Genomic DNA, 14,649 nt, shown 5'->3' with positions numbered 1-14,649 from the left:
CTCCTGGGATGATGCGAGGGTGGATCACGTGGACGCGTTGGTGAGGCTGGGCAGTTGGACGGCTGGGCAGTGGGGCCTGGTGACGCAGGCGCAGGCCGCCATCGAAGGCGTCAGCACGTTCCGGCTGACGGGGCTGGTACAGGCGGGTCTGCTGACGGCGGTGGACGACGGGGTCTTTCAGCTGGCGGGGGCGCCCGTGCCGCGGCACGGGGACATCAAGGCCGCCTGGCTCGCGATGGATCCGCCGACGCCCGCCTGGCGCAGGCTGCCGCCCGCCCGCCCGGGGGCGGTCATCTCCCACGCCTCCGCCTGCCGCCTGCACCAGCTCGGTGATCTGCCCGCACCCGTGGTGGAGATGCTGGTGCCCCCCGGGACCGGCGGCGCGGCGCCGGGCCGGCGCCTGTATGACGGGCCGGTCCTGGATCCCGGGCACATCGCACTCGTGGACGGACTGCCCGTCACCACACCCACGCGCACCATCACCGACCTGCTGCATGCCGGAGTCGACGGCGCGCACATCGGCGCGGTGATCGCGGACGCGGCCGGCCGCCACCTGGTCGGGCCCGACACCCTCGCCCCTCATCTCCAGCCCTTCACCCACGCCTACGGGCTGCCCCACGCGGCCACGGGCCACGACCTGATCGACCATCTCACTGCCCAGGCGGGCGAAGGTGTGGGCGCCGAGCAGGTGGGACGGCTGCTGGTCCAGGCGCGCGTGGAGGACGTCGCCGCCGCCCTGTCCCGCCTCCCGGCCCCGTGGCGCCAGCAGCTCCTTCAGCACCTGGCGCCCGGCGCGGACGACAACTGACGTCCGGACCCGATCAGAGCCCAGAAGCGCCGTCGCACCCCGCCGCCCTTGTGGGCACGGCTGTCGGGATACCCGGTCACCGCCCGTAAGTTTGAACCCTGGCCGCCGACCACCGCTGTTCGAGGAGCCAGATGGACGTGTACACGAGCCCGACGGCTTTCTATGGCGCGTTCAAGCACAAGGCCCATCTCCTGTCCCGGCAGAGCGGGATGGGCGTCGCCGACCTGCTGAGTTCCTGCTACTTCGGCCGCCTGGTCGCCCGGGTGTTCCAGGCCCAGCCCGAACGCTGGATCCTCAAAGGCGGCCACGCGCTGCTCACGCGCTACGCGGGCGCAGCGCGATCCACGGCAGAATACGGCGTTCGGGCAGGGCGATGACGTCAACCTCGGTGCCGGGCCGCGCCGGGAGCACACCTAGGTACCCACGGCGGTCCCCGCTCGAAGACCTCCTGCGGCCCGGTGGGCGCTGGTGCGCGCGAGGGTCACAACGGCCGCGCCCACAGGGAGTTCCCGACGTTTGTCACGGAGTCGGCCAGGGTGGGCGGTTACTCGGCGACCGACCGCGCTGGGTGTCGACCTGGACGCCACGGAGGCCGGCGAGAAGAAGAGAGACGACCGATGAGCAAGGACAAGCCCATGCTCGATGCAGACGGACCGGCCAGCGCCAGCGACTGGCGTCCTGCGCCCGTCCGTGGAGATCCCGGTGGGCCATGAGGGCTGGCATCCCAATGAAGTCACGCAGTGGCCCAGCGACGTGGAGGACGACGAATCCGTCTCGGACGCCGACGTCTACCGTGCCCGCGCGACTGTCGACTACGCCTTGGGCATCGAGCCCTCTCGTGTCATGCGTCATGGTCGCGCGCCCGCGCTGACTGAAGGCGTCTGTGCGATTACCCGGGGTGGGAGGAATCGTTGAGCTGGGCATGAACCACACCAAGCGGATTCTTGCCGGGCTGGTCGCCGCCGTGGCGGCGTTGAGCATGGCGCCGGTCTCCCCTGCCCAGGCGGCTGACGGATATGACAGGTGTCCTGACGGCTACTACTGCATGTTCTCGGGTCTCGACGGCACCGGCGACATGATCAAGCTGCGGGGTAACACGCCGGACCTCACGGCGCTCGGCATGAACGACCGGGCCAAGTCGGACTGGAACCGGACCCCTTCGACCATCTACCTGTGGTCCGACGTGAACTACAGCGGGTGCACGTCTGTCACGTCGGCCGGCCCGACCGGCAAGGGGAATTTCTTCCCTGCCTACCGGGACTTCTTCAGCTCATTGCAGTTCGACGGCCCGGGCGGCCCGCGCTGCGGCACACCGACCGGGAGGTAGGACGCGCAGCCCACTTCAAGATCCGCGCCCATGGCGGCTCCGGGTCCTACCGGTACCGAAGGCGATGATGGAGGTCCTGCCTGTCAGGCGGTGTGCTTACTGCGCTGGGTGGGGATTTGCTTTCAGGCCGTTGCCTGGCCGGTCACGCGGCCCCCGGCCGAGGTTCAAAGAGGGGTTTTCGGGGGAGCCGGGACATGTTCCAGGGGTGGATAGGTGCCTGGGGTGGCCCTGGTGCCGTCCGCGTGGAGAAGTATCAGGAGGCGCGGTGGGGTGTGCTGGGGCCCGGAGTTCCGTCACGACCATGGCTCGTGCGGGTGCACGGGTCATGTCCACCGGGCCCCGGCACGTTAGGGTCGCATGACCGGAGTACGCGGGTCTGCCCCGGGGGGGCATCCATCGGCCAACCCGTGGCTCCTCCCGTCGGGGAGCAGGCCGCGCTGACGCGGTCTCTGCGAGTCGAAGTCGCCGCCCCGTCGATTGCCGGGGGCCAGAACGCGAGATGGGTGCGTTTCGCTGCGTTGAGCTTCTTTTGTGTCTGCTTTCGTCACCCCCCTCTGTCGTGTGCTCCGCGTGGCTACGCTGGCTGGTCAGCTGATGGGTGAGCTGGGCCAGTGGGACGGCGACTTCGTGGAGTCGGCTGACCTGCCGATGGTGGCCCAGGCGGTGCGGGTGTCCTTTAATGGCGGCGATCCGGTGGCCTGGCGGGACGGGGCCGGGCCGGTGCCGGAGAGCGAACCGCGCGCGATGACGGTCGCTCTCGCGCTCATCGCCGACTTCGTGGACAGCGTCGATGGGCCGGGAGCGTCATCAAACCCCTGATCGCCCGACGCGGCGTCGTCGGCCCAGCGGCACCACCGCCAATCGTGGTCGCGCGCCGCAGCCGTATCCGCACTGCACCGGGCCGGGCGCGACAAGGAGGACGGCAGCAGCCCCGTCACTGCACCGCGGGCATCCACTCCTCTCTCCCTACGACACCGCGGCGCGCTCCGCTCCAACAAGGAATGCCGAGCCCCGGAACGGGGTTGGTGACGGACAGTCGATTTTTTGCTTCGAGTGGAAGTGTGGCTGCGCGTCCGCCGGTTGACCAGCCGGTTGGTGTCGCGCCGCCAGCAAGGGGGATGCCATGGGACGGTCCGCGGTCACTGCCGACACAATGGTGTCGGCCGACGGGTCAGGCTGGTTCTGTGAGATGGTGCCGAGCGAGCTGACGCCCGCACCACTCAGCACCCAGCGCACGTCAGACGTCCACGCCCGGCACACCGGGCTGAACCTCGGCCCGGTGAGGGTTTCATCGGTCGCGTTCTCGCGGGTGTGCTCGCGCCGGGCGGCGACCCCCGTCCGGCGGGACGATCCCGGGTCGTATCAACTGGCCCTCGCCACCCAAGGTGCCTTCAACATCGCCCGGTTGCGCAATGCGTCCGTGGTGGCGGGGGGTCTCGTCCTGGCGGACACCTCACGCCCGATGGAGAACATCTGCTTCAGCGACTACGGGGCGGTCGAGGCGATCGTGCTGCAGATCCCCCGTACGGTCCTGCCCCTGCGGTCCGACAGGGTGGATCGCATCCTCGCACAGCCAGGCCCCGTGCATGCGGGAGCCGACGGAGGGACGGCCAAGATCCTGGCCGACTTCCTGCGCTCCTTGCACCACCACGGCCCCCGCTGCGGACCCGAGGAGTTGCTCCGCCTGGGCTCAGTCGCCCTCGACCTTGCCACCGCGTGCCTGGCGCAACGGATCGAGGCCCAGGCCCGGGACGAGACACCGGTTCAGACACCGGCCGAGGCGCACGCCCAGGCGATGCTCCAGCGCGTCCTCCAGTTCATCGACGACAACCTCGGCGACCGCGAGCTGACGCCCCAAGCTGTCGCCGACCGGCACAACATGTCCCTGCGCGGCCTCTACACACTCTTTCGCGACCAGCCGGTGAGTGTCGCCGAAACGATCCGCCGACGCCGACTGGCCCGCTGCCACGCCGAGCTGGCCTGCCCCGAGTCGAGCCGCCGCACCGTCGAGGCCATCGCGGCGCGCTGGGGCTTCGCCAGCGCCACCGCTTTCGGCCGTGCGTTCCGGAACGCGTACGGGATCACACCCGGCGAACACCGTGCAGCCGCCCGGTCCTTGAGTACGGCACCAGGTGTTCAGCAGTCCTGCACGCCTGACGTCGACCGCGACCGGCCGGGCCGGGAACGAAGAGGCGGCTCCAAGCGGCACCCGCATCACCGTGATCCGGCTGCCCCTCCAACCAGGTGACGACACAGTGAGCGCATCACGCGAGGGGGGTTGAGTGCGGTGCCGCCACGGCGGCGGAGGAAGGCCGGGACCGCGGACGTGGCCCGGGCTGCGTGACGCGGGCCGCTCGGGCGGCGGATGGGGAGGTGGCATGCCGCCGATCGTGCCCCTCTTCGTGGTGTAGCCGATCAGCTGGTAGGAGTCCGCGGGCGTCTGCCCGGGGTGCACGCCTGATGAGGGTGGCCGCTCACCTCGAGAGCCGGCTCACCCCGACCAGCAACTTGAACCTCGACAACCAGGATCAGCCGTTGAATTGACCCCCGGGTTGGCAAGGTGAGTCAGTCATGTGGCAGCTCTTGCCGCATCGATCATCGCGCCGATCGTCAGCAGGATGACCGGGAGGGCGATCAGCAGGAAGGCCATGGCCCAGCCCGTCCGCGCCGTGGTCCTGTTCGCGATCCTCCGGCACAGCAGGGTCACCGGCACGAGGTAGAGGATCGCGGCGAAGAAGGCGACGTACAGGATGCCCATGAGGAGTTCTCCGATGGTGTGCGCGAGGAGAAGGGGGGTGGCTTGTAATGGCCGCCCCCCTTCTCCTCGCATTACATCACGCGGTGGCGGACGCGGTCACCGGGTGAGAGGGGCAGTGAACTCGTTGGCCGGGTCGTCGCAGTGGACCACCTTGTTCGGCCGGTTTCCCGGGCCGTCACCGATGATCGGTGCTGGGGCGTCGACCCCCCACGGGTTGCCGCCGCTGCCGCGGGTGGCCGCCGAGCAGGTTGCATAGGCGTTGCCGTTGGGAGCGGTGGCGGGGAAATTGGAGAAGTTCCTCCAGTCTCCGCCGTTGATCCGGTGGTTCGACGGGCGGCCGAGGTTGTCGGTGAGCTGGTCGTCGACGTACAGGTAGAGGTCGGGCATGTAGGACTGGAAGACGATGCCGTTGGACGGAGTCGCGTCGCCGTTCCTCTGCAGGTGCATCGGCTTGACGGACCCGTCGGCGCAGAAGGCCGCGGCGATGTCCTGCCAGATCGGAGGCGCATTGCCGATCATGGAGCCGCCCATGTTGTTGTTCCAGGATCCGGAGTTCTTGAAGAACATCGCGTAGACGTCTCCGGCGAACCGCTTCACCGCGTGGTTGGCCTGCAGGCTCGCGTTGACCTTGTCCACCCACGCCTTGACGTTGTCGTTGATCGACTTGTGGCCGATCATGGCGCGGTAGCCGTGCACGCCGCCGCCGATGGCACGGAAGTCGACGCACTGCTTGGCGTCGTCGATGCGTGCCCCGCGGACGTGCGGGAAGTACGCCTGGCCCGGAGTGTCCCCGTCCGTGTAGGGGTGGGAGGTGTGGACGTTGCCGTACTCCAGCGCGTCCTGCGTGGTGTAGTCGATGTCCGGCGCCGGAATCCCGTAGTCCGCCTCGATCGTCTTCATGATCTTGGTGACGAAGTGGGGCAGGTGGGCGTTGCCGACGCGGGCCCGGTAGTTCGACGCGGCGCTGCCGTCAACGATCTTCCCGTCCTCGCCGACCACGAACGTCACGTTCACATCAGACTTGATCTTGTAGCTGTTCGGGTCCCGGTACGCCTCGGAGGCGGGCTTGGACACGTCGGGACGCAGGTTGGACATGGCCATCCATACGGGGATCGACATCGCGGGGGCGGATCCGTCGGTGCGCGGAGCCGATCCGCCTTCCCTGATGTCCTTGGCCCACTGATCGGCCGCGTCCCACGTCTGCTGCCCCGTGCACTCGCCGACGGCCTTCGCCGTCGGGCAGCGCGCCTCGGAGGACAGGCCGTGGGCGTCGGCTCCCTCCGGGTTGTTCCACAGCGGCCCCTTGTCGGCCAGGCCCAGTCCCCAGTCGTAGAGGGACTTCATGGACCGCACGGGCGAGTTGATCTCCGTCGACACCGGCCAGTTGGAGTTGAGCTCCTGGTTCGGGTCGAAGATCGCGGCCGCGGTCAGGGAGCGTTGGACGAACCTGCCCTTGATCGGCTTGAAGGCGACGGAGTTCCAGGCGATGTCGCGGTCGGCGGTGGCGCCCTTCGAGTAGTTGGTCAGTGTCACCTTCGGCGTGGAGGTGAACTTGTAGGCGCCCAGCGGTACCCACTGGCCGTTGTTCGCGTCCTGGTCGACGTACCGCTCGTACGGGCCGCCGACAGCGCCGCTGATGACGTACTTCGCGTCCTTGGTCTGCGCTCCGGTGTCGGGGATGTAGGCGTAGACGGCTGCGAGGTCGTACGTCTTGCCCGCCGTCCACTCGCCTCCGATCGTCATCCGGTTGCCGTCGCCGCCGAGGTGGTTCTCGTCACGGGTGTGGGTGTACCAGAAGTGGCCGCCGTGGCCGCCGCCGATCGAATGCAGATCGGCCTTCGCCTCGTAGTGCTGGTCCCAGTCGGGATGGAAGGTGAACTGGAAGCTGCCCGTCGACGCCGCCGCCCCGCAGGCCGACCACGTCGGTGTGCCGGTGGGGATGGAGGTGACGACGTCGGAGCCCGCCGGGGCGCCGGCGCACACCGGACTGCCGTTCTTCAGCCGGTAGCCCCGGCCGGGCTCGGCGCGCAGGGTCTGGTACTTGATGTTCTCGTGCCCGCACGTCTGCGCACAGTCGGGCTTCCAGGTCGCGTTCTCCTGGTTCCACCAGAACTGGCGGTAGCAGGCCTCGTCCGGGCAGTCGACCGGGCTGGCGGGGTTGCAGTTGTTCTTCGTGTTGCAGAAGGTGCTGATCGGCGGGCTGACGCGGGAGCGGTCGGCAACGGTGGTCCACCAGGCGGGGTTGAAGCCGGCGGAGTTGAACCCCGATTCGCCCTTCCAGTCCTGGCGGCCGTCCGTGCCGTAGGAGAAGCCGGAGTCGATGGACCAGGCGGACCAGCCCATCACCTTCATCTCGTACGGCCAGTACTGCGGGGTCGCCGCGTCACGGATGTTGTTCGTGTTGAGGCTCACATCCATGAACGGGTGGTCCCAGGCACCCTTCTTGTACATGGGGTTGGCGGGGTTGTTGTACCAGCCCAGGCCCCAGCTGCCGCCGTTCTGTCCGGCCGCCGACTTGGGGTTGAAGCCGAGATTGTAGTTCCAGGCCGCCGTGAACCAGTTCTCCACGCGGGAGGGATCGTCGTTGTTGACCGTGATCTTCTGCCCGTCGGCGTGCACCTCGTTCCACTTGTCGGTGAGGATCTTCATGGAGGCGGCGATGTTGGTGGCGTAGTCGACGGCGATCGCCTTCTGCAGCGCCGGCTCAAGGCTGGTTTCGCCGGTCTTCTCGTGCCCCTTCAGGCGCATGCCGTCGGTGACCTGGCCGACGCCGTAACCGCAGTCGGACTTGTCCCAGTTGATGCGCCAGTAGCCGAGCAGGGTGTCCTTCGCGCTGTGGCCGTAGTAGCCGTCCACGGCCGCCAGCGGGCTGCCCATCTGGCCGGGGACCGCGCCGGATTCGGCCTGCCACAGGTTGGACTCCTGTGCCAGGATGCCGAGCAGCACGTTGGCGGGGATCCGGCCGCCTCCCTTCAGCTCCGGGCGGGGGAAGAGGCCCTGGGGGTCGGTCGTCAGGAGCCCGGCCTGGCCGCGGTAGTCGCCCTGACGGATCCAGTTGCTGCGCAGCTCGCCGCGTACGGCCATGTCCACCGCCCACTCGACCTGGTTGGACGTAGGCTGCAGCGCCTGCACACTCATGTCGTTGCGGGAGACGGAGCACCAGCGGTCGGTGTCACGGGGGTCGTGGGAGTCGGGCGCGGCTGCGGCCGCACGGGGCAGCGTACGCGGCTTGGCGTCACCGGTCAGGGCGGGGGAGAGACCCTCGATGGGGCTCTGCCGCGTCGGGGCGACCTGCTGCCGCACCTCCTTGCCCGTCGCCGTGACGGTCGACGTGACCGTCATCGCGGTGTCGTCGTCCGACGTCTCGGGGGCCGTCCCGGAGCGGGAACGCACACCCGCCTCGGGCTCGGCCGGCCTGTCGAAGTCCTTTCCGGCCGCCTTGATCCGGGTCAGTCCGGCGCGGACACTGGGGGTGAGTACGGGAGCGACGGCGAGGCGACCGTGGGAGGAGACGTCGGTGTCGGCCGGCGTGTTGAGCCGGGTGACTCCGCTCCCTTCCACCTTGACGTTCTGGGGACGGCCGGTGAGGAAGACGCGGCCCTGCGCGCCGGGCACCAGCTCCAGGTCGCCCAGGGGCCCGGTGGCGACCGTGAGCGGCTCACCGCTGCCGCCGTACACCTTCGCCTGCGCCGTCTTCGTGTCCTTGCGGTCCACGAAGCCGATCCGGTCCCCTGTCATGGGGCGGATGTCGAAGGGGATGCTGTCGCCCCTGGCGAGTCGGCGGATCTTCCCCTTGCCGTCGATCTGGACGAGATCGCGGCCCAGACCGGCGACGACACCGCCCTTCACCGGTGCCGCCGACGACACCTGCCCGCGCAGTTCCCCCGTCTTCACGACCGTGGTGCCGGCCGTGTCCACGGTGATCACCTGCGTCTTCACCTGCGCCATGTCGTTCATGTCGCGGTACTGGGTGAAGGCGGCCGTGTGCGTGGTGGTGTTGCAGGTGGGGTCGAAGTAGGCGAGCGTGGCGGTGAACGGCAGCTTCGTCACCTCACCCGTCCTGGTGTTCACGATCGCTGTGAACGCGCCGCCCTGCATGAGGTCGGGCTTGTTCGTGAACGCGCGCGGGGCATACACAGCGGCTACATGGGAGTCGTCCATGACGCACTGGTTGCCGATCCAGGAGTCGGCGGGCACTCCCGGCTCCGCCAGCGCGGCGACCGTCTTCCACTCGTACGCCTTTGCCTCGTCGGCGACAAGTATCTTGAAGGCCTTGGCGTCGGCCGCGCCGGTCACCGCGCGGTCCTCGGAGGTCTTCCAGCCCTTGCCCAGCGTCTCGTCCGGACTGTCCACACGTCCGGACGTGGCGGGTGGCGGGGCACCCCCGGTGGAGGGCGTTGGCGCGGCGGCCGCAGGAACGGCTTGGAGTAAGCCCCCGGTCAAGGCCGCACAGGCAGCCAGCGCGGCTACCGGCACGGATGCCCGTTGGATGGATCTCAAGAGAGAACTCCCCCGTATCTCGTCGGTCAGGGGCTGTGCCTGCTCGGGCACAGCCGGGTTCACCCGGCCGGTGGGACCAAGCCTTCACAGGGCTGCCCCCGCCAGTGCGGGCGTGTATTCAGCTGGTCCGCACATCCGGTGCGGCCAACAGATCTCGATGAACGGCTCGCCCCGCACACCTGCGGGCGGCGGCCACCGGTATGCGCGGTCTCGGCGGAGCTGGAAAACCCCCGCCCATACCGCAAGTCATGAGGCCCGTCGCAGCCAGGAGCACCGGCCGAGCAGGGGGTCTACCTGCTCTGACCGGTCGCGCGAAAGGGCATCACATGCCGCGTGAGCGGACCTGGCCAGCGCTGCTGTCCCGCAGCCCACAGCAGCCGGACAGCGGGCGATTTCCCCTGCCGCACCTGTGCGTTGCGGCATCACGCCCTGCCGGCTGACAGCCCGTCCTTGAACCCGCGTGCCCGCTGAGCCCCGACCACCGGGCCGGGGCCCCGTCCACCGGGGTGCCGCCCGTCAGTACCGCATCTGCCAGTGCTGCTCCGGCGGAAAGTCCGAGGCGCAGGTCCACAGGGTGAGGTAGGTGCCGTTGCCGGACGAACCGCCCTTGTTGGTGAGGCACTTGTCCGAGTAGTTGGTCTTGATGGACCAGTCGCTCGACCAGAACTGCTGGCTGCGGTTGTTGCCGCTGTCGTCGCACGGCCACAGGGTGAGCACCGCGCCGTTGACGTTGTACCCGTCGCCCTGCGGGGTCAGGCACTTCCCGCTCGCCTTGTGAACCATCTGGTAGCCGTCGTGGTCCCACTTCTGGAGCTCGTCCCCTGTACAGGTCCACAGGGTGATGATGGTCCCGTTGGCCGTGCTGTTGCCCTTGGGAGTGGCGCACTTTGCGGGGTACCAGGTGCCGGGGCCGACCGGGGTGATGAGCTCTCCCCAGTTGGGGCCGGCCGCCGAGGCCTGCGGGGCCATGGCCGCATGGAAGCCCACCGCCAGGAAGACCGCCGACAGAAACGCCATTGGCTTGCGCATGACACGCCTTTCATCAGGGAGATATGCCGTCTGCAACACCGGTGAATCTAGCCACGCCCGGCGGGCTGGGATGTGCGAGGCGTGCAGAGTTTCTCCACAATCCACGCAGCACCCCTCCACATGTCGTCGCTGCCCGGGGCGGCGAAGTCGGAGAATCGCGGCGCGCCCGGTTCGAGGGGGGGGAGCCTGGTGGCGCGGGCGGTGTAGTTGATGGCGTGGTAGCGGCCGCACGGCATCAGCGGATCCAGCAGTTGCTCGGGGCACTCTGTGCGGGCGCGCGCGGAGTGCCTGGGGTCTCTGATGTCGAGTTGCGGCCATGGGGCGGAAGCGGCCGGGCAGTGCCGAACTGAGAAATGAGGGGCACCCATGATCGGACAGCTGCGCATAGAGGTCCAGGGGTTCGAGCAGCCCGGCCAAGACGTCGAGTCACTGCTCTGGGAGTTGGACGGCCTATGGGAGGACCTCCTCCAGCTTGACGTGGAGGACGTCACAAAGCCGGACGCTGGGCCTGCCCGCCGGGCGCCCGGTCGAGCATTCTGGAGCAGGTGAACGCCCTGTTCGTGACTCTCACCGCCGCGCCCGCACTGCTTGATGCCGGCGAGCCGTGCGCAGCGGGCAGTGCTCCTTCTCGACTGCTGCTACGCGGGCGCCTTCGCGGGTGGGCTCCTCATTCGCTCCGGTACGGACGCCCACGGCGAGGAGAGTTTCCAGGAGCTCGATCACATGGGTACGCGGCGAGGGCGAGCTGTTTTCACGGCTTCCAGCTCGATTCAGTACGCATTGGAGGGTGGCGGGCCAGTGCCCAGCGCGGAGGCAGCGCGTGTGCTTCCGGCCGTTCTTGTTCACCGGGGTGCTGGTGGAAGGACTGCGCACGGGCGAGGCCGACCGGGATGGCGACGGTACGGTCGGCATGTCCGAACTGGTGACTTTGTGACGGACCGAGTCGCCGATCTGACGACCCATCAGACGCCTCAGCTCTGGCTCTTCGGTGCGCACGGCGGCGACGTGGCCATCGCCCGCTCCCGCCCGCAGGTCTCCATGTCGACCCTTTCCTCCGAGTTGCGCTTTGTCTCGAACTGCCGCTCCTCAGCACCCTGCCGCGGCCAAGGTGTTGGCGGTGCTCACCGGGCTGACGACGCGGGCCGCACCGCCCCACAGGTCGTTCCCCCGACTTCTGTGACCATGGTGCCGACCCCAGCCGTGGAGCCCGGTGGGGACGCCGTGTGTCGGTGGACCTCGCAGTGGGGGACGCCGAAGCCGAGTACAGACGGTCGTCCGCGGGCGTCGTCAGAACCGCACGGCGCCGATGTCGCGGACGGTCTGGGCGAGGGCCCGGATGAGTTCGTTTTCGGCGTCCTTGCGCCACACCAGGGCGTAGGGGATGGTCCCCATGTCGGGGACGGGAACGAAGCGCATGTGGGACAACATGGACCAGTAGAGGGTGACGTGTGAGGGGAAGGGGTGGACGATCTCGCCTGTGATCACCAGGTGGATCAGTTCGTCGGCATTGGTGACCTGCTCGAGACGCTCTAGCGTCTTGCCCCGGGGTGAGTAGAACGGCAGGTAGCCGTCCTCCCAGTAGTCGGGCATCCCGGGGGGCATGGCGTGGGCGAAGTCGGCCAGTGCCTCGACCGGCACGACGGTTCTGTCAGCGAGTTCGTGGACCGCGGAGACGGCCAGGACGCGACGGTCGTGGAAGAGGACCGGGCCGACGGTGAGATCGGGTTCGTCCACCGGCAGCCAGGTGATGAGTACGTCTACGTCGCCCTCGCGGAGTTTCGCGAAGGGGTCGACGTAGGGCGCCCTGCGGATCTGCAGCTCACACTGGGGGTGGCGGGCCTGGAACGTCTTCCAGAAGTGGTGCAGATCGAGCACGTTGAAGGGCATCATGCCGACGCGCAGGCGGGCGGACTTGCCGCGGGCGGTCATCCGGGCGCGTTCGAGGCTGTCGCGCAGGTTGGCGTAGACCGGCAACAGGTCGGCACGCAGCTGGCTGCCGAGCGGCGTCAGGCGGATCTGGCGGCGGTTGGAGCGGTCGAACAACAAGCCCCCGAGTTTGCGTTCCTGACGGCCGATCGCCTGACTGATACGTGCCTGCGTGAGGTGCAGCCGTGCGGCCGCACGGCCGAAGTGCAGTTCCTCCGCCAGCGTCAGGAATATCTCGATGTCACGTACTTCCACGTGTAGCCGACCCCCGTCATAAGCCTGAGTTATCGGATCTTACTGATCTTCGATGTTGATGGGCGCGGCAGGAAGCTGAAGGATCGACAGCGGCCCGGAGCCGCTGCCTGGTGCCGGTGACACCGCACTGCCAGCGGGCCGCTGGCGGCCGCTGGAGCGTGCCCGGACGGGAGACAAGTCCCGGCTGTACCGGGACGCCCCCGCACGCCCACACACTCAGGGAGGAAAGCCATCATGAAGCCGCAAGTCGCCGGCGTCGCCGTTCCCGAGGAGGACGTGAGCGCCGTTGTCAGGCTCGTCGCGCAAGTCGAATACGCCCAGCAGAACGGACTGCCGGATGCGTTCACGGAGCTGTTCGGCCAGGAGGCCGTGTGGACCGTTCCGCACGGCGACCCGCTGACCGGGTTGGCGGCGATCAGTGCCTTCGCCCGTAGGTCGCTGCCCGGCACGGTCCACCGGCCGCTGACCGTCACTTGTGAAGCCGAGTCTATCGTGTTCGTCCGGCCCGATCTCGCGGCGGTCAAGATCCGTCAGCGGCCGATCACCCGTGACGGGCGGCGCCTTGATGAGGTGCTCCGCGGTCACGACGGCCCGGGGCTGCGCAGCAGGCGGTGCGACAGACCCAGCGCGGCACAGCGCCGATGGGCATTCGTGGTGGCCGCCCACCCCGACGTGGCACCCGGCACCCCGGTGTACGTCCTGACCAAGGACGACGGCCGATGGCGGATCGCCGTCGCCCAGAGCACCGCCTCCATCGATCACGACGCCTTCGAGGCGGACCAAACCCTACCGACCGGAGCACACTCATGACCGTCGCAGACACCGCCGAGAGACCCGCCACGCGCGACGACGAGGGGGTACCGCTCACCAGATGGCTCGCCGTCGTCGCCATGGCGGTCGGGACGTTCGCCTTGGTTACGGTCGAATCACTGCCTGTCGGGCTGCTCCCCTTCATCGGAGAGGCCCTCCACGTCTCCGAGGGGACCGCCGGGCTGATGGTGACGGTACCCGGCCTGGTCGCCTCCGTCACGGCGCCACTGTTCCCGGTGGTGATCGGCCGGCTCGACCGGCGGGCCGCCCTGATCGGCCTGGTCACCCTGATGGTGTTGGCCAACGGACTGTCGGCCGTAGCGCCCGACTTCGTCGTCCTGCTGGGCTCGCGCTTCCTCGTCGGAATCAGCATCGGCGGCTTCTGGGCACTTGCCGCGGGCCTCGCCGTGCGGCTGGTGCCGGAACGGTCCGTGCCCCGGGCCGTCTCGCTCGTCTTCGGTGGCGCGACGGCAGCCAATGTCCTCGGCGTACCGGCCGGGACGCTGATCGGCGGGCTGGCGGACTGGCGCACGGCCTTCGTGGCCGCGGGCGCACTGGGGCTCGTCGTCCTGGTGGCCCTGCTCTTCCTGCTGCCTCCCATGCCCGCCCAACAGGTCGTCCAACTGCGCACGCTGCCGCGGCAGTTCCGCAACCCCGTGGTGCGCGCCGGCGTCCTCTCCACCTTCCTCCTGGTCGGCGGTCATTTCGCCGCCTTCACCTTCGTCAGCCCGATCCTCCGCACCACTGCCGGGATCGGCGAAGGCGCGATCGGCCCGCTCCTACTCGGCTTCGGAGTCGCCGGCATCCTCGGCAACTTTCTCGCCGCGGCGGCCTCGGAGCGGAACGTTCGCATGACCATCCTCGCCGTCAGCGTCCTGCTGACCGCGATCCTCGCAGTCTTCCCCTTCGCCGGCCGCACTCCGGTCAGTGGGGCCCTGCTGCTGATGGGATGGGGTCTGGCCTTCGGCGGCGTGCCGGTGGCCGTCCAGACGTGGATTCTCAAGGCGGCACCCGACTCGACCGAGGCAGCCACCGCCCTGAACACCTCCGTCTACAACCTCGCCATCGCACTCGGCGCTCTCTTCGGAGCCATCGTCGCCACCCGCCTCACCCTCAACGGTGTCCTGACGACCGGGGCCGTCTTCACCCTCCTCACCTCCCTGGCCGTGCGGAGCGCGCGCAGGAGCTGACCGGCGGAGCGGGCACGCCCCCGCACGCACCCGCCCGCAACACCGG

The 14,649-nt window shown here is 68.9% G+C and carries 12 protein-coding genes; 8 read left to right on the top strand and 4 right to left on the bottom strand.

The genetic code is table 11. The features are described 5' to 3' along the window. Positions 1-28 precede the first annotated feature (28 nt). From OG965_RS01790 to OG965_RS01770, 5 genes are all read left to right on the top strand, one after another. The gene (locus OG965_RS01790; protein WP_371648355.1) at positions 29-808 is read left to right on the top strand and encodes a hypothetical protein; all 780 of its coding nucleotides are present in this window, start codon (positions 29-31) and stop codon (positions 806-808) included. Positions 809-939: 131 nt separating this feature from the next. After that, positions 940-1,185, top strand: a complete 246-nt coding sequence (locus tag OG965_RS01785) for a hypothetical protein (protein ID WP_371648353.1) — start codon at positions 940-942, stop codon at positions 1,183-1,185. Positions 1,186-1,730: 545 nt separating this feature from the next. Continuing rightward, on the top strand, positions 1,731-2,135 hold the full coding sequence (locus tag OG965_RS01780) for a peptidase inhibitor family I36 protein (RefSeq protein WP_371648352.1): 405 nt from the start codon (positions 1,731-1,733) through the stop codon (positions 2,133-2,135). A 570-nt stretch (positions 2,136-2,705) separates the two neighbouring features. Further along, positions 2,706-2,954 (top strand): hypothetical protein, encoded by a 249-nt coding sequence (locus tag OG965_RS01775; protein WP_371648350.1) that lies wholly within the window; start codon positions 2,706-2,708, stop codon positions 2,952-2,954. A 304-nt stretch (positions 2,955-3,258) separates the two neighbouring features. Next, the gene (locus OG965_RS01770) at positions 3,259-4,383 is read left to right on the top strand and encodes a helix-turn-helix domain-containing protein (protein ID WP_371648348.1); all 1,125 of its coding nucleotides are present in this window, start codon (positions 3,259-3,261) and stop codon (positions 4,381-4,383) included. Positions 4,384-4,704: 321 nt separating this feature from the next. Here OG965_RS01770 and OG965_RS01765 read toward each other — a convergent pair whose 3' ends face one another. From OG965_RS01765 to OG965_RS01755, 3 genes are all read right to left on the bottom strand, one after another. Further along, positions 4,705-4,893, bottom strand: coding sequence for a hypothetical protein (locus OG965_RS01765; protein ID WP_371648347.1), 189 nt, complete (start codon positions 4,891-4,893; stop codon positions 4,705-4,707). Positions 4,894-4,989: 96 nt separating this feature from the next. After that, positions 4,990-9,246: a hypothetical protein gene (locus OG965_RS01760; protein WP_371648345.1), complete on the bottom strand. Its 4,257-nt coding sequence runs from the start codon at positions 9,244-9,246 to the stop codon at positions 4,990-4,992. Between the two features lie 663 nt (positions 9,247-9,909). Continuing rightward, positions 9,910-10,422 (bottom strand): RICIN domain-containing protein, encoded by a 513-nt coding sequence (locus OG965_RS01755; protein WP_329394592.1) that lies wholly within the window; start codon positions 10,420-10,422, stop codon positions 9,910-9,912. Positions 10,423-10,788: 366 nt separating this feature from the next. Here OG965_RS01755 and OG965_RS01750 point away from each other — a divergent pair, with 366 nt between their 5' ends. After that, positions 10,789-10,971, top strand: a complete 183-nt coding sequence (locus OG965_RS01750) for a hypothetical protein (protein WP_371648343.1) — start codon at positions 10,789-10,791, stop codon at positions 10,969-10,971. Positions 10,972-11,709: 738 nt separating this feature from the next. On the opposite strand, the gene OG965_RS01745 is transcribed toward OG965_RS01750, so the two are convergent. Beyond that, positions 11,710-12,603: a LysR family transcriptional regulator gene (locus OG965_RS01745; RefSeq protein ID WP_371648341.1), complete on the bottom strand. Its 894-nt coding sequence runs from the start codon at positions 12,601-12,603 to the stop codon at positions 11,710-11,712. Between the two features lie 234 nt (positions 12,604-12,837). Between OG965_RS01745 and OG965_RS01740 the strand changes: the two genes are divergently transcribed. Then, positions 12,838-13,413 (top strand): SgcJ/EcaC family oxidoreductase, encoded by a 576-nt coding sequence (locus OG965_RS01740; protein ID WP_371648339.1) that lies wholly within the window; start codon positions 12,838-12,840, stop codon positions 13,411-13,413. After that, positions 13,410-14,603 (top strand): MFS transporter, encoded by a 1,194-nt coding sequence (locus OG965_RS01735; RefSeq protein WP_371648337.1) that lies wholly within the window; start codon positions 13,410-13,412, stop codon positions 14,601-14,603. The genes OG965_RS01740 and OG965_RS01735 overlap by 4 nt, the downstream gene beginning before the upstream one ends. Positions 14,604-14,649 lie beyond the last annotated feature (46 nt).

Origin of the sequence: Streptomyces sp. NBC_00224 (assembly GCF_041435195.1) — a bacterium.
Classification (GTDB): domain Bacteria; phylum Actinomycetota; class Actinomycetes; order Streptomycetales; family Streptomycetaceae; genus Streptomyces.
This window is presented reverse-complemented; position numbering and strand designations above follow the sequence as displayed.